Below are 21,028 nucleotides of genomic sequence, written 5' to 3'. Positions count from 1 at the left end.
CCCCACTCCTTCGCAATCGTCCGGCCCCGGCCACGCAATTGAAGTAGATTCAGTGCAGGAAACAATCCGTCGTACGAGGAGCCGCATCATGTCTGACATCACCGCCACGGCCGAGTGGTCGCAGCTGGCCAGCCTTTTTCCGGAGAAGAAGGACCTCTCCCTGCGCCAGCTGTTCGCCGCGTCCCCCGCCCGGGCGGCGGACCACACTTTCGACGCCGCCGGCCTGCACGTCGACCTGTCGAAGAACCTGGTGGACGCGGACGTCGTCAAGGCACTCGTGGAGCTCGCGGACGCCGCCGGCCTGCGCCGGGCCACCGAGGCGATGTTCACCGGTGAGCGCATCAACGGCACGGAGGACCGCGCGGTGCTGCACACGGCGCTGCGCACGCCCGAGGGAGAGAACCTGAAGGTGGACGGCCAGAACGTGTCCGGTGACGTACACGAGGTGCTGCGGCGGATGGGCGCTTTCGTCGACAAGCTGCATTCCGGCGAGTGGACCGGGCACACCGGCAAGAAGATCACCCGCGTGGTCAACATCGGCATCGGCGGCTCCGACCTCGGCCCCGCCATGGCCGCCCAGGCGCTGCGCACCTTTGCCACCGCCGGGGTGGGCGGCGACTTCGTCTCCAACGTAGACCCGGCCGACCTGTCGGCGACGCTGGCCGGTCTCGACCCGGAGACGACCCTGTTCATCGTCGCCTCCAAGACCTTCACCACCCAAGAGACGCTGTCGAACGCGCACGCCGCGAAGCGGTGGCTGCTCGACGAGCTGGGCGGGGACGAGTCGGCCGTCGCCAAGCACTTCGTCGCCGTGTCGACCAACGCGGAGAAGGTCGCCGAGTTCGGCATCGACACCGACAACATGTTCCCCTTCTGGGAATGGGTCGGGGGCCGTTACTCGGTGGACTCGGCGATCGGGCTGTCGCTGATGGCGGTGATCGGCAAGGACGCCTTCGCGGATTTCCTCGCCGGCTTCCACGCGATGGACGAGCACTTCCGCACCGCTGATTTCTCCGCGAACGTACCGGTGCTGATGGCGCTGCTGAACATCTGGTACGTCAATTTCCACGGCGCCGAGACCCACGCGGTGCTGCCCTACTCGCAGGACCTCGGGCGTTTCCCCGCTTACCTGCAGCAGCTGACGATGGAGTCGAACGGCAAGTCCGTGCGCCACGACGGCTCCCAGGTCGGATACCAGACCGGCGAGATCTACTGGGGCGAGCCGGGCACCAACGGCCAGCACGCGTTCTATCAGCTGATGCACCAGGGCACGAAGCTAATCCCGGCCGATTTCATCGGCTTCGCCCGCCCTGACGAGGACCTGCCGACCGCCTCCGGCACCGGCTCCATGCACGACCTGCTGCTGGGCAATCTCTTCGCCCAGACCAAGGTGCTGGCCTTCGGCAAGACGGAGGAGGAGCTGCTGGCGGAGGGCGTGCCCGCCGAGCTGGCCCCGCACAAGGTCATGCCGGGCAACCGCCCGACCACCACGATCTTGGCGGAGTCGCTGACCCCGGAGGTGTTGGGCGCGCTGATCGCGCTGTACGAGCACATCGTGTTCGTGCAGGGCGTCATCTGGGACATCAACCCCTTCGACCAGTGGGGCGTCGAGCTGGGCAAGCAGCAGGCCAACGACCTGGCGGCGGCCGTCTCCGGCGAGGAGTCCCCGGACACCGGCGACGGCTCCACCGACGCGTTGATCGCCTGGTACCGCTCGAAAAAGTAACTTTTCGACGTCCGCGACCCCGGCCTCTCCCCTCTGTGGAGAAGCCGGGGTTGTCGCCGTTTATCCACAGTTTTTCGCGGTGTCGAGCAGATGTTCGATGATTGCTCTATGGTGGGGTTCAATGCCGGTTATAGAACTGGTGTTCCCCTTACGGCTCTTTTGAAGAGGTGACCAACCCTCGTGACCGCCACCGCCTACTACTCCGTGTGCTCCCCCACCGACCCGCTCGCCGTCGCCCGACGAGAGGTCCGCCGCGCCGAATACCTCTCCTGGCGCGCCTGTTTGCCCGATGACGAAGACGGCCACCGCGACTGGACCACCCACGCCGCCACGCTGACCGCCTCCATCGGCGGCACCCCACGCTTCATCGCCGCCCACCTCGACGCCCTGACCACCGTGAACATGCTTCCCGGCCTGCGCACGCTCGTCGAGCAGATGCACCACCTGGACATGTTCCACCTCCGCAAGATCGACGACGCCCTGTTGGACCTGCCGACTGGCCTGCGGGAGGACGAGTTCTTCTGGGACACGCTCGACGAGGTGCTGGTCGACTACCTCACCCCGACCCGCGCCAATCAACTTCTCCCCACTCCCGGCGCCATCACCCGCAAGATCCGCGGCGTGATCCGCAGTCTCGCACAAGAAGAGGACACGGAAGAAGACGTCGAAGATTCCGCCTCGGACTCCTTCCGCCAATACGACCACGCGGACGGGTCCGTGACCACCGAGGTCCGCCTGGACGCCATCAACGCGGCGGCGGTCGAACAGGCGGTGCGCGACTACGCCGCCGAACACGACTGCAGCTTCGCCCAAGCCTTCACCGCCCTGCTGCTGAACAACGTCCAGATCAAGGTCGTGCTCAACGTCTACCGCGCCCACGACGTCCCGGACGCGCCCGGCTGGCTGTACCCGGCCGGCTGGCTCAGCCCGGACTGCACCCGACGCGCCGCCCGCATGGCCGCAACCGTCAGGGACATGGACGAGGCCGCGACCGCACACACCGGCAGCTACCGCCCCACCGGCACGATCCGCGCCTTCGTGGAAGGGCGGGACGGCACGTGTCGATGGCCCGGGTGCACGCGGTCGGCGGTCAGCGCCCAGAAGGATCACCGCGTCAATCACCGTGACGGCGGTCCGACCACGCCCGCCAATCTCGCGTGCCTGTGCCAGCATCATCACAACCGGAAATCGGGCGGGCAGGCTTTCTACGTCCTGGATCCGGCCACCGGTGAGGTGTTCTGGTTGTTCGAGGACGGCCGGTGGGTTTGCGACGACGCCGAGGGCCCGTTGGCGCCCAAGCAGCGTCGGTGGGTGCAGAGCCTGGCTCAACGGCGGGCCCGCCGGGCAGAGCGTGCGCGAAAACGACGTGCCCCATCCACTAGCCCGAAAGAGACCGCCCCGACTGGCCCTCCACCGTTTTAGAGTTTGATCATCGGTTCATAGCCATACGGGATGTTGTCGGAGGAGACGATCCTTCTGCCGAAGGGGAAGCAGGTGACCGGAATCATCCGCAGGTTGGCGATCGCCAGCGGGATGCCGACGATGGTCACGGCCTGCGCCACCGCGGTGGTGACGTGTCCGGCGGCCAGCCACAGGCCCGCGATGACGAACCAGATGACGTTGGTGACCGTGGACAGCCCACCGGTGCCCTCCACTGGTTGGACGACGGAGCGGCCGAAAGGCCACAGCGCGAACTTCGCCATGCGGAAGCTGGCCACGCCGGCCGGAATGGTCACGACCAGTAGACAGGCGAGGACGCCGAAGAGAAAATATCCCAGCGCGAGGAAGAATCCGCCGAAGATAAACCAGATGAGGTTGAGTATCAGGCTCATGTCCGCCACGGTAGCGAAACGGTCGGTCGCGAGTATGGTGACCCGTTATGGTGGACCACTCTTGGCGGCAGGCGCCGAAGCTGATTGCCCTGGCGGCGATCATCCTGACGTCGTTGAATCTGCGCACGGCTATCGTGGCGTTGTCGCCGCTGGTGCCGCGGGTCCAGGACGATCTGGGCGTCGGCCAGTCGCTCATCGGCGTCCTCGGCATGATTCCGACGGCCATGTTCGCCGTGTCGGCTTTCCTGCTTCCCACCCTCATGCGGCGGTTGACAATCGCCCAGCTGTTGTTCGCCGCCATGATTCTGACCGCGGTGGGGCAAGTGTGGCGGGTGCTCGGGCCGTCGGCGTTCAACCTGGTGGCCGGGTCGGTGTGCGCCTTGTTCGCCATCGGCGTGACCAACGCAGCCATGCCGGTGGCGGTGCGGTCGTACTTCCCGAATCGGGTGCCGACGGTCTCCACGACGTTCCTGGTTACCAGCCAGGTGGCCATGGGGTTGGCGCCGTTGCTGGCGGAGCCTTTCGCGCTGGCCGCGGAAAGTGTGGGCCTGACGGGGTGGCGGGCGTCGTTGGGTTCGTGGGCGTTGCTGGCCGTGGTGGCGGCGGTGGCGTGGTTGCCCCTGCTGGCCCGGAGTCGCAGACCGGAGAAGACGGTGCGGGTGCCGGGAGACGCCGACAAGCCCAAGGGCGTGGCGGTGTGGCGGACGCCGGCCGGGGTGGGGTTGGCGTTCATGTTCGGGTGCACGTCTTTCGTGACGTATTCGATCATGGCTTTCCTGCCGCAACTGTTCGTCGAGGCCGGGGCGTCGACGCAATTCGCCGGCACCATGCTGGCGTACTGGTCCCTGCTGGGGCTGCCGCTGAATGTTCTGGGGCCCTGGCTGGTGGGGCGTTTCACGGAGGTCTATCCGATGGCGGCGGCCTCGTGCGTGATTTTCATCGTCGGCAACATCGGTTTGGCGACCGCCCCGATGGCGGCCCCGTGGCTGTGGGTGACGCTGTCCGGGCTCGGGCCGCTGGTGTTTCCGATGGCGTTGACGCTGATCAACATCCGGTCCCGCAGCATGGCCGGCGCAGCGTCGCTGAGTTCTTTCGCGCAGGGGCTGGGCTACACCGTGGCGTGTGTGGGGCCGTTGTTGACCGGCGTGCTCCGCGAGGCGACCGGGTCGTGGGTGGCCGCGGTCGCCGTGTGGATCGCGGGCACGGCGGTGGTGCTGGCCGGTTCCTTCTTCGCCACCCGGGACGTGTTTGTGGAGGATCAAATCAAGAGTCAGGGAACTGCCAGCTAACGTGCGGACGTTTCCCGCCCGATCCTGACACTATGGCGAATGTTTTTCTCTATGGCTTAAAGGAAGGTCCGGCAGATGCTTGATTCGATAGTGGAATGGGTCGTTTCCCTGATGGAGCTGCTCGGCGCCCCCGGCGTGGGCATCGCCATCCTGTTGGAGAATCTCTTCCCGCCGATCCCTTCGGAGGTGGTCCTGCCTCTCGCCGGGTTCACCGTCACCGCCGGCGACCTGTCGTTCTGGTCCACCTTCCTGTGGGCGACCGCCGGTTCCGTTCTCGGCGCCTGGCTGCTTTATTGGGTGGGGCAGGCGATCGGCGCGGACCGGTTGCGCAAGATCGCCGACTGGATGTGGCTGGTGGAACCGGGCGACGTGGACAAGGCCTTGGGCTGGTTCGACAAGTACGGGTCCGCGTCGGTGTTTTTCGGCCGGCTCATCCCCGGGGTCCGCTCGCTGATCTCCATCCCGGCGGGCATCGACGGGATGAATTTCCTCAAGTTCACCGCCTGGACGGCGGGTGGTTCGGCGCTGTGGAATGCGCTGCTGATCGGGTTGGGCGTCTGGCTCGGAGCGCGTTACGACGTGGTGGCGCAGTACATCGACCAGTATTCGACGGTCGTGTACATCATCCTCGCTCTCGCGGTGGTGGCGGTGATCGTCTACTTGGTCCGCCGCTCCGTGAAAAGGCGCGCCGAGCACGACTAGCCCGGCTGGCAGCGTGGGCACCACCAGATGACGCGCTCCAAGTCTTCTCCCCCGCCCAAGAAATCCTGCTCGATGCGGGAACCGCAGCGCCGGCACGGCCGACGGTTCCGGCCGAAGACATAGACGTTTTCCCCCGCGCGGCGCACCCCGGTCGTCACCCGCAGCGGGGCGTCCCGGTTCATCCACATCAACCGCCGCGCCAGGTCCACCACGGCGGGCACGTCCACCCCGGCCACGGGGCGGGCGGGGTGGATGCCCGCTAAAAAGCAGATCTCGGCGCGGTATTCGTTGCCGATCCCCGCCACGTTCTTCTGGTCCAGCAGCGCCTGCCCGATCGTGCGTTCAGGGCGGGACAGAATGCGGGCGACGGCCTGCGCACGGCCCTCCAACTCCCACTCGTCCGACAAAATGTCCGGGCCCAGATAACTCGTCTTCTCCCCGTACTGGGCCACGGGAAAGACCTCCACTAGCCCCAGGGAGTGGCCCACCACTTCAATCGGGCGCGGATAGGGGCTGCCCTCCAGTTGCAGGACGACACGTGCGGTGTGCCCCGGTTTTCGCCACCTGTCGCCGGCCAGATGCATCGCCCAGGTGCCCTCCATCTTGAGGTGGGTGTGCAGCACGGCGTCGCCGAACTGCATGAACAGGTGTTTTCCGTAGGGCCAGACACTCTCGCAGACGGCGCCGTCGAAACGCGCCGTCGCCACCGACGGCACCCGCAAGGAGGTGTGCAGGACTTCGCGGCCGGTCATGAACTGCAGGCGGCGGGAGAGCTGGAGGACGGAATCACCTTCGGGCATAGTGGCGCCACCTTACTTCGGATCATCGAAACTGAGCTCGCCCAAGGCCTCCGTGACGGTGCGGCCGCGCCGGGGCATACGCGGCGGGGCCGAGCGTCCGCCGATGCGCACGCCCTTCGGCGTCAACGCGGCCCCGGCGGAACGCAGCACCGGCACGGCGCCGGAGTCGAACACGGAGGCGCCGTTGAGCTTTTCGACGGTCAGCGGCGTCATCCTGCCTGACGCCACGACCTCGGCCAACGCCCCCACGACCATGGCGGTCAGCCCCTCCTCGCCCACTTCCAGACCCGCCGGTAGGGAGTCGAAGAACGTGGTGAGCACCCGCCCGCCGCGGGTGATGTGGGCGAGGAGCAGGCCGTCGACAAGCACCACCAGCGCCCCGGCGGCGCGCGACGGCCCCTGCGCGGGCCACGGCAGCGCCGCACCGTAGGGATTGGCGGGATCGGCGGCGGCCAGCACATGCACCGCCGGCTCCGCGGCGCCCGACGGCCAGCCCTGCACATCCGGGGAATCTGCGTGCCCGCGCAGCCGGTCGATGACCGCGGGCGTGGAAAACTGCGAGGCGCCCAACGCCTCCACGACGTAACCACGCATCGCCTTGCCTGATTCCTCGAACCCGGAGAGCACCCGGTAGGCCAGGGCAAAGCCCCCGACGACGTCCTCGGCCACGACACTGCCGCGAGTGAGCACCCCGTAACGTTCCAACCAGGTTTCCCCGCGCACCAGCGAACGCGTGGTGGCGTCCGTATCCGGAGCCACCGTCAACGACCACCGCCCCACCATGTCCGGCGGAACAGTCTGCCGCGCGATCCCGGCGCGCCCCATCCGCAGTCGCGAGCGGGTCGGGCGTCGCTTGGTCTTGTGCGCGGTGGCGCCGCCCGCCAGCCGGGCCCGGATCGGCTGGAAGCCGTCCGGGGAGACCAGGCCCGCCTCCACCAGTCCCCACAGAGCTTCCCGACGCTCCTCCGTCGTCCCCGGCACGTCCAGGTCGGTGAAGAGGAATCCGCCGCCACGGCGCAGGATCTCCAGGAGGGACTCCTGCACCTCCGTCAGGCCAACGTCGACGGGCTCGTCGACGAGCTGGGGCGCGTAGTCGGCGGGCAGCAGCATGACGTTTTTGCCCGAACCGACGACGAGAACCTCGCCGGAGGAGGTCAGCTCATCCAGGTGGACGGGGTTGTAGTCGCCGACGCGTGAGGGCAGCACCATCGACTCCCACGCCGACGCCGACAGGCGTACGCCCGCGAGTTGTTCGAGCACGGCGAAGACCCCGTCGGCGCCGCGGAGTGCGGGGGTGGAGCCGATGGGCGCGACGTGCTGCCAGTCCGGCAGGAACCGTCCGAAAGCCGATTGGGAGACGGCCTGGGTCTGCGCGCGGGCGGCGGCCAAGGAACGGGAGCGGATGATCTTGAGCACCTCGGCGGCGACGTACTCGGCCTCGTCGACGCCTTGGCGGTAGCGGCCTTCCACGACCTTGCCGGATTCGATCAGGGGGCGCAGGGCGCTGAACGCCGCGCCGGGAGCCAGGCCGAACGCCTCCGCCACGTCCTCGGGCACGAACGGGCCGCGGGTGCGCGTCCACCGACCGACGAGCTGGTCTAAGGCATCGGTGATCGTCTCCACCTGGGCGGGCACCCCGGGCGGGACGGGCACCCCGAGGCCGTCGCGCAACAGCGGGGCGTCCTGCACCTGCGCCAGGTGCGTCCTCGACCCGATGCGCACCTCCATGACGCGCCCAGCCAGCTGCTGACGGGCCACCGTCAGCGGATCCTCGAAAGTGGTGTGCCGGGCAAGCTCGTCGACGGGGATCGGCCCCAGCACCCGCAACACGTCCGCCAGCTCCTCGCCGGTGCGCGCCGCCCGGTCGCCGGTGCGCTGCAGCTGGGCGTGGACCTGGGCGATGATCTCCGCGTCGAGCAGATCACGCAACTCCACGGTGCCCAGCAGCTTCGCCAACAGGCTCGGATCCAGGGCCAGCGCCGCCGCACGCTTTTCCGCCAACGGGCTGTCGCCCTCGTACATGAACGCGCCGGTGTAGTTGAACAGCAACGACGACGCGAACGGGCTGGGCTGATCCACGGTGACTTCCGCGATCCGGAGACGGCGGGCCTTCAGATCGCGCAACACCTCCGTCAACGCCGGCAGGTCGTAGACGTCCTGCAGCACCTCGCGGACGGTCTCCAAGATGATCGGAAAGCTCGGATACTTGCGCGCCACGTCCAGCAGCTGCTCCGCGCGTTGGCGCTGCTGCCACAGCGGGGCCCGCTTGCCTGGATTGCGCCGCGGCAACAACAGGGCCCGGGCCGCGCACTCCCGGAACCGGGAGGCGAACAACGCGGACCCGCCCACCTGCTCCGTGACCACGTCCGCGACGTCGTCCGGATCCAGGGTAAACAGCTCCGCGTCCGGCTCCTGCTCCCCCTCGGGGAGGCGGAGAACGATGCCGTCGTCGCCGGCGACCGCCTGCGCGTCCATGCCCGTGGCCTCCGCGATCTGCGCACCCACCGCCAACGCCCACGCCTGGTTGACCCCTTTGCCGAAAGGCGTGTGCAACACCACCCGCCAATCCCCCACCTCGTCGCGGAAACGCTCCACCACCAACGTCTTCTCATCCGGCACGACGCCGGTGGCCTCCCGCTGCTCCGCCAGATACGCCACCAAATTGGAGCGCGCATTGTCATCGAGCCCTAGCCCGTCGAGGCGGTCGGGGTCGGCGAGGGCCTCGCGTCGAAAAGCCCCCAGCGCCTTCCCCAGCTCATAGGGACGCCCCTGCGCGTCCCCCGACCAAAACGGCAGCCGACCCGTGTGCCCCGGCGCCGGAGTCACCAACACCTGATCGCGCGTGATGTCCTCGACCCGCCAACTCGACGCCCCGAGCGTGAACACGTCACCGACGCGCGACTCGTAGACCATCTCCTCGTCCAACTCCCCCACCCGCCGCGGCGCCCCCTCCCCGCCCAGCAGGAACACGCCGAACATGCCGCGGTCCGGGATCGTGCCCGCATTCGTCACCGCCACCCGTTGCGCGCCGGGCCGGGCGGAGAGCATCCCGGAGATCCGGTCGTAGACGATGCGTGGCTTGAGTTCCGCGAAGTCGGTGGACGGGTAAGAGCCGGCGGCCAGGTCGATCACCGAGTCGAAGACGTCCCGGTCCAGGTCGCGGTAGGGGTGGGAGCGGCGGACGGTGGCGAACCAGTCGTCGGCGAGCACGTCTCCGGCGGCGACGGCAGCCACGGTCTGCTGCAGCAGCACGTCGAGTGGGTTGGCGGGGACGGTCAGTTCCTCGATCAGCCCGGCGCGCATGCGCTCCACGGTGGCGGCGGACTGCACGAGGTCGGCGCGGTGCTTGGGGTAAAACGAGCCTTCGGAGACGGCGCCGACGGAGTGCCCGGCACGGCCGACGCGCTGCAGGCCGGAGGCCACCGACGGCGGCGACTCCACCTGCACGACCAGGTCGATGGCGCCCATGTCGATGCCCAGCTCCAGGGAACTGGTGGACACCACCGCCTTGAGCGTGCCCTCCTTGAGCATCGTTTCCGTGGCCGCGCGTTCGTCCTTGGACACCGACCCGTGGTGGGCGCGTGCGATGACGGGCGGGGCCGTGCCCGCCAGGTCAGTGGGCTTCATCAGCTGCGCCGGGTCGCGGCGCAACGGCGGGCTGAGCGATTCGGGGGCGTGCTCGGCGGCCCAGATCTCGTTGAGCCGGCTGGTCAACCGTTCCGCGGTGCGGCGCGAGTTGACGAAGATCAGCGTGGAGCGGTGCGCCATGACCTCGTCGTAGAGGGCTTGCTCCACAAACGGCCAGATCGAGGTGGGGGTAGGAGCTGGCCCGGTGAGCCCCAACGGGTCGTCGATCACGGCGTCCCCGATCGTCGAGCCCTGTTCCGGCACCGGCAGATCGCTCATGTCCTCGACGGGGACGTGCACGTCGAGCTCCCACTTCTTTTCCCCCGGCGGGGCGATGATCTGCACCGGCCGGGCGCCGCCGAGGAACTTCGCCACCGTCTCCAGCGGCCGCACCGTCGCCGACAGCCCGATGCGCTGCGGGTCGCCGGTGAGCCGCTCCAGGCTCAGCGCCAGGTGCACGCCGCGTTTGGAACCGGCCAGGGCGTGGATCTCGTCGATGATGACGGTCTCGACGGTGCCCAATACGGCCGCGGCCTTGCTAGTGAGCATGAGGTACAGCGACTCCGGCGTCGTGATCAGGATGTCCGGCGGGTTACGCACCTGCCGGTTGCGTTCCGCCTGCGGGGTGTCGCCGGAACGCACGCCCACCGTGACGTCCGGGAGGGGAAGGCCCAGGCGCTGCGCGACGCGCGCGATGCCTGTCAGGGGCGCGCGCAGGTTGTTCTCCACGTCCACGCCCAAGGCCTTGAGCGGAGACACGTAGAGGATCCGCACGCCTTCCTCCCGCTCGTCGCGTTCCACGAGGGAATTGAGCGCCCATAGAAACGCGGCCAGGGTCTTGCCCGAACCGGTCGGCGCCACCACCAGGGCGTTTTCTCCGTCCGCGATCGCCTCCCACGCCTGCTCCTGCACCTGGGTGGGGGCGGCGAAGACCTCTGTAAACCAGGTAGCCACCTGTGGGCGGAAACGATCCAGGGTGTTATCGGCCATGCCTAACCCTAACCGGCGCGTTATTGTCGTACATATGACTGCACAGGTATCCGACGCCCGGTTGACCGACTTGCTCGCCAAAGGCACCGGCGAAATCCTCCAAGGCATCCGCGGCGTGGGACTGCTCCGCGGGCGCAACCTCGGCGACGCCGGCGACGACCTCGCCCAGAACTGGATCGCCCGCGTCCTCGCGCAGCACCGCCCCGACGACGGCTTCCTCTCCGAGGAGGCGGCCGACAACCCCGCTCGCCTGGGCAAGGACCGCGTCTGGATCATCGACCCGCTGGACGGCACCAAGGAATTCGCCACCGGCCGACAGGACTGGGCGGTGCACATCGCGCTGGTCATCGACGGCGAACCCGCGCACGCCGCCGTGGCCTTGCCCGACCTGGGCGTGGTCTTTTCCTCTTCCGACGCCCAGCACGTCACCGGACCGCTGGCCCGCAAAGTCATCGTCTCCCGCAACCGTCCGCCGAACGTCGCCGACCACATCGCCACGCAGCTCGGCTTCACGACGGAAGGGTTCGGCTCCGCCGGCGCTAAGGCCATGAACGTGCTCCTCGGTGATTTCGACGCCTACGTCCACGCCGGCGGCCAGTATGAATGGGACCAGGCGGCCCCCGTCGGCGTCGCGCTGGCCTCCGGGCTGCACGCCTCCCGGCTCACCGGCGAAAAGCTCGTCTACAACCAAAAAGACACCTTCATCCCCGACCTGCTGATCTGCCGCCCCGAGCTCGCCGACGAGATCCTGGGACTGGCGTCGGATTACCTCGACGAGCACGGCAGCTTCTAGGCTGGGGGCCATGACTGCACGTGACATCAACACGCCCTACGAGGACTTGTTGCGCGACATCCTCGCCAACGGCGCGTCCAAAGGCGACCGCACCGGCACCGGCACCCGCAGCGTGTTCGGCCGCCAGCTGCGCTACGACCTGGCAGACTCCTTCCCGCTGCTGACCACCAAAAAAGTCTATTTCCACGCCGTCGTCGGTGAACTGCTCTGGTTCCTCTCCGGCGACTCCAACGTCCAGTGGCTGCAGGACAACAACATCCGCATCTGGAACGAATGGGCCGGCGACGACGGCGAGCTGGGCCCCGTCTACGGAGTTCAGTGGCGCTCCTGGCCCACCCCGGACGGCCAGCACATCGACCAGGTCCAGGGTGCCCTGGAGACGCTGCGTGACAACCCGGACTCCCGCCGCAACATCGTCTCCGCCTGGAACGTCGCCGAACTCGACGAGATGGCGCTGCTGCCCTGCCACCTGCTGTTTCAGCTCTACGTCGTCGACGGGCGGCTGTCGCTGCAGGTCTACCAGCGCTCCGCCGACATGTTCCTCGGCGTGCCCTTCAACATCGCTTCCTACGCGCTGCTGGCGCACATGTTCGCCCAGCAGGCCGGACTGGAGGTCGGCGAGCTGATCTGGACCGGCGGCGACTGCCACATCTACAACGACCACATCGCACAGGTGAAAGAGCAGCTCACCCGCGAGCCACGCCCCTACCCGCAGCTCGAGCTGAACAAGGCGGCGTCGATCTTCGACTACGGTTTCGACGACGTCGAGGTCGTCGGCTACGACCCGCACCCGGCGATCAGGGCGCAGGTGTCCGTCTGATGCTCGGCGCGATCTGGGCGCAATCCCGGGACGGGGTCATCGGCGACGGCACGCAGATGCCGTGGCACGTCCCCGAGGACCTCGCCCACTTCAAGGACATCACCTACGGGGCCCCCGTCGTCATGGGCCGGCGCACCTGGGAGTCCCTGCCGGAAAAATTTCGTCCCCTGCCGGGGCGCGAAAACTTCGTCGTCTCCTCCCGTGAACCCGGCGAGTGGTCCGCAGGCGCCACGGTCATGCCCTCGCCCGTGGACGTCGGCAGCGGCGCCGGCGCCTGGGTGATGGGCGGCGCCCGCCTGTACCAGGAGTCCGTGGAACACGCCGACGTCCTCGAAGTCACCGTCATGGACTGCGAAGTCGCCGACCTGCTCGGCGACGACGCCGTCCGCGCCCCCGCCATCCCCGACGCCTTCGAGGTCTCCTCCGACACCGGCTGGCTGGAATCCGACGCCGGGCGGCTGACCGTCGGCTCCGCCCCGGAGAATCCGCTACGCTACCGTTTTATCCGATACTCACGAATTCACCGATAGGACAGAACATGACTGACATCGCCACCCCGCAGACCACCGCCCCCGTGACCATCTTCGCCACCGACTGGTGCCCCTTCTGCAAAAAGCTCAAGGGCAACCTCGACCGCTCCGAAACCCCTTATGAGATCGTCGACGTCGAAGCCGAGGGCAACGCCGACGCCGCCGCCTGGGTCGAGTCCGTCAACGACGGCAACCGAGTGGTGCCCACCGTCCTCTACTCCGACGGCACCCACGAGACGAACCCGCCGGCGTCCTCCGTCCGCGCGAAGCACGCCGAGCTGACCGCTTAGTCTTCGTCGTCGTCCGCGCCGAAGATTTCGAGCATGTCAGCCGGCGACAGCGACGCGTTGATGCCGTTGAGTTCCTGGGCGTAGATGTGGTTCAGGTAGCGCTCCAACGCCCGGATCGCGGCCTGGGCGTCCGTCTTGTTCAACAGCAGCAACCGCTTCGAAGAACCGCCCGGCAACTGCTTATCGACGGACAGCACCGGCACCCCGTCCTTCGTGACGGTCTCGGCGAAGACCACTCGACGCTGCACGTCAGTGAAAGTGGGCTGGAGCTCATGGTTGTTGTGCACGTCCGGCATAGCCGCTGGTCCTTTCATCGGCAAAACATTGACGGATCTAAGACTAGGCGGTTTACCCGCCGTCCTCACCCTCGGGTAGCCTTAACTACCGCGCAGGGCGCAAGCCCCAGTAGCTCAGTGGATAGAGCACGGCTCTCCTAAAGCCGGTGTCGGAGGTTCGATTCCTCTCTGGGGCGCTCAAGGAAAACCCCGTGACCTTTCATTTCAAGAGGTCAGAGGGTTTTTTCTCTTTTTAAAGAGCACTACGGAGCACCCGGGAGAACCCCTCAGCGCTCATCATGTCGTGGAATTGTCGTGAGATCGCAGAGCCCTCAATCCAGCTACGAACGTCAGGCTCGGAGCAAAGAAGGTCCAGCAATCTATATCTCAGGGAACCGCGCTACTGGAAGCGCGTCCCACACACGCAGATCACCGGGTCCGAGAGCTGCGGAGTCAAATATAAGTTGAAAGCGAGCTGTAGGCAGCAAAGGGAACCCACTTCATATACCTCCAGGTGAAAGACACTTCTTCGCAAAGATATTCTTATTATTGTGACAACCCGTGCTTACTCCTTTAATCAGGTGAATCCTTCGGTTGCCAAGTCGAAATGCTGTATCCTCACGAGGCGCACTTCGCCTTACTGGAATCGTGTTGGGCAGCGGGGAGGGTAGGGAGAGCCAGAGCAAAGCCGAAGAAGAGCTTCGCCTGAGTGAGAGGGTCAGAGCGAAGAAAGAGGAGCCACTCACCCGGTGCGACATCGACGTTGTTAAGGGGGTTGGCCCTGTGGTCGTGTCTGAGTAGTCGGTTGCTTCCCCCAGTGGAGAGGTTGCTCTTAACCAGGGTTTTCTAGTTGCTGAAGGGGTAAAGCCCCGAGGGGTGGGGGTTGTTTATATGGGGTGGCTGTCGGGAAGTTGTGAGGGATCTTCCTAGAGTAGGAGGAAACTCGCCTCAAGAAAGACAGGTTGCTCTTGTTTAATCACGCCTCATTTATCTGGAGTGCCGCCGACCTGCTGCGTGGAACCTACAAACAACACCAGTACGGCAACATCATCCTCCCCTTCACAGTTCTCGCTCGTCTTGACGGAGTACTCGCCCCCACCAAGCAGGCGGTGTTGGCGGCCATCGAAGGCCTTGATCCGGAGCAGACGCCTTCGGCGGGTATGTTGCGCAATCGCGCAGGCCATGACTACTCCTTCTACAACCGGTCTCGCCATGACCTGCGCTCGTTGCAGGGCGATGTGGACAACCTGGAGGAAAACCTTCGCGACTACGTCAACGCTTTCTCCCCGAATGTGCGCGATATTTTCGAGCAGTACAAGTTCGACGAGACCATCATCGACCTGTCAAACAACGACCTGCTGTTGGAGATCCTCCAGCACTTCGCTAAGGCTGATCTTCGCCCCGAGGCAGTGAGCAATGAGGTGATGGGTCATATCTTCGAAGAGCTCATCCGGAAATTCGCGGAAGCCTCCAACGAGACTGCCGGTGAGCACTTCACCCCCCGTGAGGTCATCGACTTGATGGTCACCATCTTGTTAGACGGGGATGCCGATCTGACCACTCCAGGGGTGATTCGCTCGGTCTATGACCCGACTGCCGGCACTGGTGGCATGCTCTCGGCGGCTGACAACAAGATCAAGGATTTCAACGAACACGCTCAGGTCAACCTGCTTGGACAAGAGATCAACCCCGAGTCTTATGCGATTTGTAAGGCCGACATGGTGGTCAAGGGCCAGCCGATTACCAATATTCAGCTCGGCAACACCTTGACGAACCCGGCGTTTGAGGATCAGACCTTCCATTACGCGTTGTCGAACCCTCCCTTTGGTGTGGCGTGGAAAAAGGACAGGCCGGCGGTGGAGCGCGAGCACAAGATCGCTGGTTATTCTGGGCGCTTTGGCCCCGGGTTGCCGCGAGTCTCTGACGGGTCGTTGTTGTTTCTCATGCACCTGGTCTCGAAACTGCGTGAACCCGGCCTGCAGGGAGGCGCTGCTGGTCGAGGGGCCATCGTCCTTAACGGCTCGCCGCTGTTTACCGGTGGAGCAGGCTCCGGAGAGTCGAATATCCGTAAGTGGGTCCTCGACAACGACTACCTCGAGGCAATCATCGGGTTGCCGACAGACATGTTCTACAACACCGGCATCTCCACCTATGTCTGGATTCTCAACAAGGACAAAGACCCCGCCCGCAAGGGCAAGGTCCAACTGATCGACGCCACCGAGATGTCCGTCAAGATGCGCAAGTCGATCGGCTCCAAACGCAAGCTGCTCTCCAACGACGACATCACAACCATCACCAAGCTCTACGGTGACTTCGTAGAATCCGAGCACTCCAAGATCTTCGACACCACCGACTTCTACTACCGGACCATCACTGTGGAGCGACCGTTGAAACTCAACTACGCGTTCACCTCCCAGCGCATCGACAAGGTGATGGATGCTCGGCCTGTGGCTAGGCTCGAGGAGAGCGAGCAGGAAGCCCTCCAGGAGGCCCTGAGAGGCGCTGAGGCGGCCACTGGCGGGGTCGTGTCTACCGGCCGGGCCCAGTTCACCACGGAGCTTAAGAAAGCCCTCGCTGACGCAGGGCTCGTCCTCAAGCCGGCTGTGCTGAAGGCTGTGATCACTGAACTTGGGGAACACGATGACCACGGCGAGCTCGTGATGAAGGCCGGTAAACCTGAAGCAGACGCCAGCCTGCGTGACACGGAAAACGTCCCCTGGGATCAGGACATCCACGAGTATCTCGAACGAGAGGTCAAACCCTTTGTCCCTGATGCGTGGATCGACGAGTCTAAGACGAAAGAAGGTGTTGAGATCCCCTTCACCCGTCACTTCTACCAGTACATCCCCCCACGCCCCTTGGAAGACATCGACCGGGATCTTGACGAAGTCCTCGGACGCATCCGAGTCCGCCTTGAGCAGGTGAAAGCATGAGTAGCTCAATGTTTCCTTTAGTGCGGTTGGCAAGGGTCGCCCGCAGGGTTCCTCCCATCAAATCTGTGAGCAGCTGCTCAATTGGGCTGGAATCGGTGGAATCTTGGTCAGGACGTTTGATCGAGGAATCCCTGGAGCCAGCAGATTCCGAAGGCGCGGAGTTTGAGCAGGGGGACATTTTGTTCGGCAAACTTCGTCCGTACCTCGCGAAAGTATGGGTAGCAGATCGTCCGGGCACTTACATCGGTGACTTCATTCGTCTTCGCCCGTTCCGCGACTGTGACCCCGAGTTCCTGGGATACGTGCTCCGTAGCCGTGAGGTTATCGAGGCGGCTTCAGCGGAATCCTTAGGAACCAAGATGCCTAGAACCGAATGGGAACGGTTACGACAGTTGCAGGTCCCAGCTCCTCCGCTTGAAGTACAACACCAAGTGGTGGATTACCTCGACCGAGAAACCGCCGAAATCGACGCCTTCATAAATGACCTGCACGATCTTAAGGTCTTGGCGAGTGAGCACTTTAGCTCTTTAAGAAGCGAAACACTTCGCCAACCGAGCTCGGTGGGAAAGGAGACTGATTCTCATTCGGTTCCTTTGACTCGAGCTCTTCCTCACCGCGTCGATTACAGAGGGGCCACGCCCACAAAGGTAGATGATGGTATTCAACTCGTCACAGCCCGAAATATCCGGCCTGGGTGGATTGACTATGAATCGAGTCAAGAGTTCATCTCTCCTAAAGACTACAGCCAGGTGATGTCCCGAGGCCTGCCAATAATAGGAGACATCTTATTCACTATGGAGGCTCCTCTTGGGAATGCTGCTCTGGTGGATCGCACTGATGTGGCTCTGGCCCAGAGAGTCATCAAGTTCACTCCCACGCTAGGAGTGGATTCGAGGTTCATGTGTCATGTGATGAATTCCAATGAATTTCAACATCAACTTCGGGAGCTGGCCACCGGTTCGACTGCTTTGGGTCTCAAAGCCAGCAAGTTACATCAACTGCGGGTTCTCATACCGGATGCCCCTACTCAGAAGCGGGCGGTTCGAATATTAGATGACGCCTGGTCGTCCCTAGTCAGGTTGCAAGATTTAGTGGATGAGGCGAAAAAACTAGCGCTGGAACGACGCTCGTCGCTTATCTCTGCGGCGGTCACCGGGCAGATTGATGTGACCGCTCAAAGAAAGTCGGCTGCGGAGCAGCTGCAGGATGAGCTTGAGGCCAAAGTATGAGTGTGGGTGCGCATCGGGAGGTTCATCTCCAACGGTTTGTCGTTGACCACCTCACCTCCCACGGGTGGTTGTCGTCGAAGGGCAATGAGGGCTACGACAAAGAACGAGCCCTATTCGTCCCCGACCTGTTGGGGTGGCTGGAGGAGACCGATCCGGAGAACTATCACCGGATCGTTCCGAAAGATGGATCTGAAGCGGCAGTGGTCAAGGGTCAGAATCGGATCCTCGACCGGGTAGCCAAGCAGCTGGGGGTGGAGGAAAAACACGGCGGTGGCACCCTCAACGTCTTGCGTCATGGTGTGGATGTGGTGGGGGCGAAGAAGTTCAGCTTGCTGCAGATGCCGCCGGCCAACGATAAAAACCCCCGCCTGATCACACGCTACGAGTACAACCGCCTGCGAGTCGTCGAAGAGCTGATTTACTCCACCCGCCACGGCAACCGGTTGGATCTGACGTTTTTTGTCAACGGTATTCCCGTGGCCACCGCAGAGATTAAGACAGAGTTCACCCAGTCGTTGGCTCAGGCGAAGGCACAGTATCGCACCCAGCGTCTGCCTAAGGGTGAGCCGTTGCTGACTGCCGGGCGAGGTGCCTTGGTTCATTTTGCCGTTACTGATCGACGTATAGCCATGACCACCTCCCTCAATGGTGAGCACACGAGGTTTCTGCCCTTTGATCAGGGTCATGACGGGGGTGCAGGGAACCCGCCGTCGACGACGGGGCATGCGACCAGTTACTTCTGGGAGGAGATCCTTGATCGGGATACGTGGTTGACGATTCTGACGAAGTTCATCTACACCAACCACCAGACCAAAACAGATCCGATCACCGGAAAAATCACCACGACCTCGCAGATCCGCTTCCCCCGGTTTCATCAGTGGCGGGCAGTATCCAAAATCGCGAAGGCGGCAGCGGCAGAAGGCCCGGGGCATAACTACCTTATCCAGCACTCCGCTGGCTCAGGCAAGACGGATTCGATTGCCTGGACCGCTCACCGCCTGGCCTCTCTCCATGATGAGGCTGGCGAGAAGGTCTTCGACACTGTTTTTGTTATTGCTGATCGGCAGGTGCTCGATCGCCAGCTCCAGGACGCAGTTCAACAGCTAGAAACCGTGGCCGGTACTTTCCAGGCTATTGAATCCGGGGGCAGTGGGTCTAAAACTGCCCGGTTAACAGAGGTTCTGACCAGTGGAACGGCGAAGATCGTTGGAGTGACCTTACAGACTTTTCCGCATGCGCTCGCAGCGCTACAAGACCCGGATAACCAGGAGAAGCTTGCGGGACGGACGTTTGCGGTGATCGCTGACGAGGCGCATTCTTCTCAAAGTGGTAGCTCCGCGAAGGCCTTGCGGGAGATGCTCTATTTAGGCGAGAACAGTGAAGATGTCGATTGGGAGGAGCCAGGCGCTGATCAAGACGCCCTGGCTGCCATGGCGGCTCGCAGTGACGAGGATAAACGGTTGAGCTACTTCGCTTTCACTGCCACCCCGAAGGAGCCGACCATGAAGCTATTTGGCCGACGCAACCCGGCGACCCAGGAGCTGGAGCCGTTTGACCTGTACCCAATGAAGCAGGCCATCGAGGAGGGGTTCATTCTCGATGTGCTCAAAAACTACACCACCTACGAGATGGCCGCCCGCGTAGCCGAGAAGGGCCAAGACCCCGGTGTCGTAGCCGAACAGCAACCGGGGAGCCCTTCGACAGAGGCGGCTACAAACGACGGGGAAGTTGATGTTCGGCAAGGAACTCGGGCGTATATCAACTTCGTTGAGCATCATCCAACGAATGTCGCCTCCAAGGTCGACGTCATCTTGGACCACTACCGCTCTACGGTTCAACCTCATCTAGGTGGCCGTGCCAAGGCGATGATCGTGACCGCTTCTCGGGCAGCTGCGGTGCGCTATGCCCGGGCCTTGGACAAAGCGATCACTGAGCGAAACCTGCCCCTGCAGACCCTGGTGGCTTTTTCCGGGGAGGTCCCTGACCCGGATGTTCCTTCGTTGCCGGGCACACCGCAGACGATGGTCACCGAGACCAGTATGAACCCCGTCCTCAAGGGACGGGATCTGGCCGATGTGTTCGCTCAAGACGGCCAGAATATTCTGGTGGTGGCTAATAAGTATCAGACTGGTTTCGATCAACCCTTGCTGGTGGGCATGTACGTCGACAAGCAGCTCTCGGGTATCGCTGCGGTGCAGACGTTGTCGCGGCTTAATCGCAAGGTCGACGGCAAGACCGACACCTACGTGTTGGACTTCGTGAACGACGCTGAGCAAATCCTCGCCTCGTTTCAGACCTACTACGAAGCAGCGCATATTGAGACGGAGTCCGACCCGGATCTCGTCGCTGATCTGATCGCCAAGTTAGAGGCTCAGCGCGTCTTCACCTGGGCAGAGGTCGATCAGGTGTGGCAGGCATGGTCGTCGAAACGTACTCCCACCTCGCGGAAACACGCTCAGTTCTCTAGGCATCTGTCGCCGGCCGTGGAGAGGTTTGAGAATGCGTGGAACCAGGCGATACGAACCGAGGATGAGCAGCGACGAGAAGAGCTACTCGACTTCAAGGCGGTGTTGGCTCAGTATGTGAAGGCCTATTCGTTTTTCAGCCAGATCCTGCACTTCGGTGACCCCCGCTATGAGAAGATGTCGGTCTTCGCTGATCTGCTGGCGAAAGCGCTGCGGAACTTTACAGCGGACGCCGAGAAACCGGAGGCCGTGGACGTCTCTGATGTGGTGTTGACCCACTACCGGTTGGAAAAGATTCGCGAAGATGACCTGGGGCTCAGCGCTACCGATGGTGAGGCTCCGGGTCTAACGGGTATGACTGAGGCGGGGTTGGCGAAGGCTCGGGAGTCAGAGCAGGTCAGAAAGTCGGAGTTGATTGAGAAGGTCAACAAGTACTTCGGTGACCTGGAGGCCAAGGACGAATACAAGGTCAACTTCATCGAGACCTTGCTTGCTGAAGCGGTTGATCATCCTGAGTTGGAGATGCAGGCAAAAAACAACTCGAAGATTGACTTCGCTAGCTCTCCGCAGCTGCAGGTCATCTTGGAGGATGCGCTCTGGCAGCAGGAGGAATCATCTAACGAGGTTCTCAAGTCTGCCCGCGAGATGACGACCCAGAGGCTGGTGGAGATGGCCATGGAGTTCGGTCTATTCGAGCGCCTCAGGGGCCAGGACACCGGCTGAGCGC

The 21,028-nt window shown here is 64.0% G+C and carries 15 protein-coding genes and 1 tRNA gene; 12 read left to right on the top strand and 4 right to left on the bottom strand.

Annotation, left to right across the window (positions count from 1 at the left end; translation table 11 throughout):
• Positions 1-88 precede the first annotated feature (88 nt).
• Entirely contained in the window at positions 89-1,726 is a 1,638-nt protein-coding gene (gene pgi / locus B841_RS04030) for a glucose-6-phosphate isomerase (protein ID WP_020934210.1), read from the top strand.
• Positions 1,727-1,906: 180 nt separating this feature from the next.
• Positions 1,907-3,148, top strand: coding sequence for an HNH endonuclease signature motif containing protein (locus B841_RS04025; protein WP_020934209.1), 1,242 nt, complete (start codon positions 1,907-1,909; stop codon positions 3,146-3,148).
• On the opposite strand, the gene B841_RS04020 is transcribed toward B841_RS04025, so the two are convergent.
• Complete coding sequence (locus B841_RS04020) at positions 3,145-3,558, bottom strand: YccF domain-containing protein (RefSeq protein ID WP_020934208.1); 414 nt, start codon at positions 3,556-3,558, stop codon at positions 3,145-3,147. The two genes, B841_RS04025 and B841_RS04020, sit on opposite strands and share 4 nt — an antisense overlap.
• Before the next feature lie 47 nt (positions 3,559-3,605).
• Here B841_RS04020 and B841_RS04015 point away from each other — a divergent pair, with 47 nt between their 5' ends.
• A complete protein-coding gene (locus tag B841_RS04015; protein ID WP_020934207.1) occupies positions 3,606-4,847 on the top strand; it encodes an MFS transporter in 1,242 nt (413 codons plus the stop codon).
• 75 nt (positions 4,848-4,922) lie between these two features.
• A complete protein-coding gene (locus B841_RS04010; RefSeq protein ID WP_020934206.1) occupies positions 4,923-5,549 on the top strand; it encodes a DedA family protein in 627 nt (208 codons plus the stop codon).
• Here the strand turns inward: B841_RS04010 and B841_RS04005 are convergent.
• On the bottom strand, positions 5,546-6,349 hold the full coding sequence (locus B841_RS04005; protein ID WP_020934205.1) for a DNA-formamidopyrimidine glycosylase family protein: 804 nt from the start codon (positions 6,347-6,349) through the stop codon (positions 5,546-5,548). The two genes, B841_RS04010 and B841_RS04005, sit on opposite strands and share 4 nt — an antisense overlap.
• Positions 6,350-6,361: 12 nt before the next feature.
• Positions 6,362-10,966 carry an ATP-dependent helicase gene (locus B841_RS04000; RefSeq protein WP_020934204.1) on the bottom strand — a complete coding sequence of 1,535 codons (4,605 nt, stop codon included), beginning with the start codon at positions 10,964-10,966 and terminating at the stop codon, positions 6,362-6,364.
• Between the two features lie 34 nt (positions 10,967-11,000).
• Here B841_RS04000 and B841_RS03995 point away from each other — a divergent pair, with 34 nt between their 5' ends.
• Genes B841_RS03995 through B841_RS03980 form a run of 4 tightly spaced genes read left to right on the top strand, consistent with a single transcriptional unit; the run spans position 11,001 to position 13,399 of the window.
• Entirely contained in the window at positions 11,001-11,759 is a 759-nt protein-coding gene (locus tag B841_RS03995) for a 3'(2'),5'-bisphosphate nucleotidase CysQ (protein WP_020934203.1), read from the top strand.
• Positions 11,760-11,769: 10 nt separating this feature from the next.
• Complete coding sequence (locus B841_RS03990) at positions 11,770-12,579, top strand: thymidylate synthase (RefSeq protein WP_020934202.1); 810 nt, start codon at positions 11,770-11,772, stop codon at positions 12,577-12,579.
• Positions 12,579-13,109, top strand: coding sequence for a dihydrofolate reductase (locus B841_RS03985; RefSeq protein WP_020934201.1), 531 nt, complete (start codon positions 12,579-12,581; stop codon positions 13,107-13,109). Before B841_RS03990 ends, B841_RS03985 begins: the two co-directional genes overlap by 1 nt.
• An 8-nt stretch (positions 13,110-13,117) precedes the next feature.
• Entirely contained in the window at positions 13,118-13,399 is a 282-nt protein-coding gene (locus B841_RS03980) for a mycoredoxin (RefSeq protein WP_020934200.1), read from the top strand.
• Here B841_RS03980 and B841_RS03975 read toward each other — a convergent pair.
• On the bottom strand, positions 13,396-13,695 hold the full coding sequence (locus B841_RS03975; protein WP_020934199.1) for a hypothetical protein: 300 nt from the start codon (positions 13,693-13,695) through the stop codon (positions 13,396-13,398). The two genes, B841_RS03980 and B841_RS03975, sit on opposite strands and share 4 nt — an antisense overlap.
• Before the next feature lie 103 nt (positions 13,696-13,798).
• Here B841_RS03975 and B841_RS03970 point away from each other — a divergent pair.
• The 4 genes from B841_RS03970 (at position 13,799) to B841_RS03955 (ending at position 21,024) form a co-directional block, all read left to right on the top strand.
• Positions 13,799-13,871, top strand: a tRNA-Arg gene (locus B841_RS03970).
• 771 nt (positions 13,872-14,642) lie between these two features.
• Positions 14,643-16,607 carry a type I restriction-modification system subunit M gene (locus B841_RS03965; RefSeq protein ID WP_041632055.1) on the top strand — a complete coding sequence of 655 codons (1,965 nt, stop codon included), beginning with the start codon at positions 14,643-14,645 and terminating at the stop codon, positions 16,605-16,607.
• Entirely contained in the window at positions 16,604-17,836 is a 1,233-nt protein-coding gene (locus B841_RS13585; protein WP_084481967.1) for a restriction endonuclease subunit S, read from the top strand. The genes B841_RS03965 and B841_RS13585 overlap by 4 nt, the downstream gene beginning before the upstream one ends.
• The gene (locus B841_RS03955) at positions 17,833-21,024 is read left to right on the top strand and encodes a type I restriction endonuclease subunit R (RefSeq protein ID WP_020934196.1); all 3,192 of its coding nucleotides are present in this window, start codon (positions 17,833-17,835) and stop codon (positions 21,022-21,024) included. The genes B841_RS13585 and B841_RS03955 overlap by 4 nt, the downstream gene beginning before the upstream one ends.
• The last annotated feature ends 4 nt before the right edge of the window (positions 21,025-21,028 follow it).

The organism is Corynebacterium maris DSM 45190, from assembly GCF_000442645.1.
Taxonomy (GTDB): Bacteria; Actinomycetota; Actinomycetes; order Mycobacteriales; family Mycobacteriaceae; genus Corynebacterium; species Corynebacterium maris.
The sequence above is the reverse complement of the archived record's forward strand: the minus strand, read 5'-3'. Positions and strand labels throughout refer to the sequence as shown.

What these genes read in the sequence shown, in the direction of transcription:
- B841_RS04005 (WP_020934205.1), bottom strand. Translation starts at nt 6,349, where the DNA reads ATGCCCGAAGGTGATTCCGTCCTCCAGCTCTCCCGCCGCCTGCAGTTC.
- B841_RS03985 (WP_020934201.1), top strand. Translation starts at nt 12,579, where the DNA reads ATGCTCGGCGCGATCTGGGCGCAATCCCGGGACGGGGTCATCGGCGAC.
- B841_RS04000 (WP_020934204.1), bottom strand. Translation starts at nt 10,966, where the DNA reads ATGGCCGATAACACCCTGGATCGTTTCCGCCCACAGGTGGCTACCTGG.
- B841_RS04010 (WP_020934206.1), top strand. Translation starts at nt 4,923, where the DNA reads ATGCTTGATTCGATAGTGGAATGGGTCGTTTCCCTGATGGAGCTGCTC.
- B841_RS03980 (WP_020934200.1), top strand. Translation starts at nt 13,118, where the DNA reads ATGACTGACATCGCCACCCCGCAGACCACCGCCCCCGTGACCATCTTC.
- B841_RS03975 (WP_020934199.1), bottom strand. Translation starts at nt 13,695, where the DNA reads ATGCCGGACGTGCACAACAACCATGAGCTCCAGCCCACTTTCACTGAC.
- B841_RS13585 (WP_084481967.1), top strand. Translation starts at nt 16,604, where the DNA reads ATGAGTAGCTCAATGTTTCCTTTAGTGCGGTTGGCAAGGGTCGCCCGC.
- pgi (WP_020934210.1), top strand. Translation starts at nt 89, where the DNA reads ATGTCTGACATCACCGCCACGGCCGAGTGGTCGCAGCTGGCCAGCCTT.
- B841_RS03955 (WP_020934196.1), top strand. Translation starts at nt 17,833, where the DNA reads ATGAGTGTGGGTGCGCATCGGGAGGTTCATCTCCAACGGTTTGTCGTT.
- B841_RS03990 (WP_020934202.1), top strand. Translation starts at nt 11,770, where the DNA reads ATGACTGCACGTGACATCAACACGCCCTACGAGGACTTGTTGCGCGAC.
- B841_RS03995 (WP_020934203.1), top strand. Translation starts at nt 11,001, where the DNA reads ATGACTGCACAGGTATCCGACGCCCGGTTGACCGACTTGCTCGCCAAA.
- B841_RS04020 (WP_020934208.1), bottom strand. Translation starts at nt 3,558, where the DNA reads ATGAGCCTGATACTCAACCTCATCTGGTTTATCTTCGGCGGATTCTTC.
- B841_RS04015 (WP_020934207.1), top strand. Translation starts at nt 3,606, where the DNA reads ATGGTGGACCACTCTTGGCGGCAGGCGCCGAAGCTGATTGCCCTGGCG.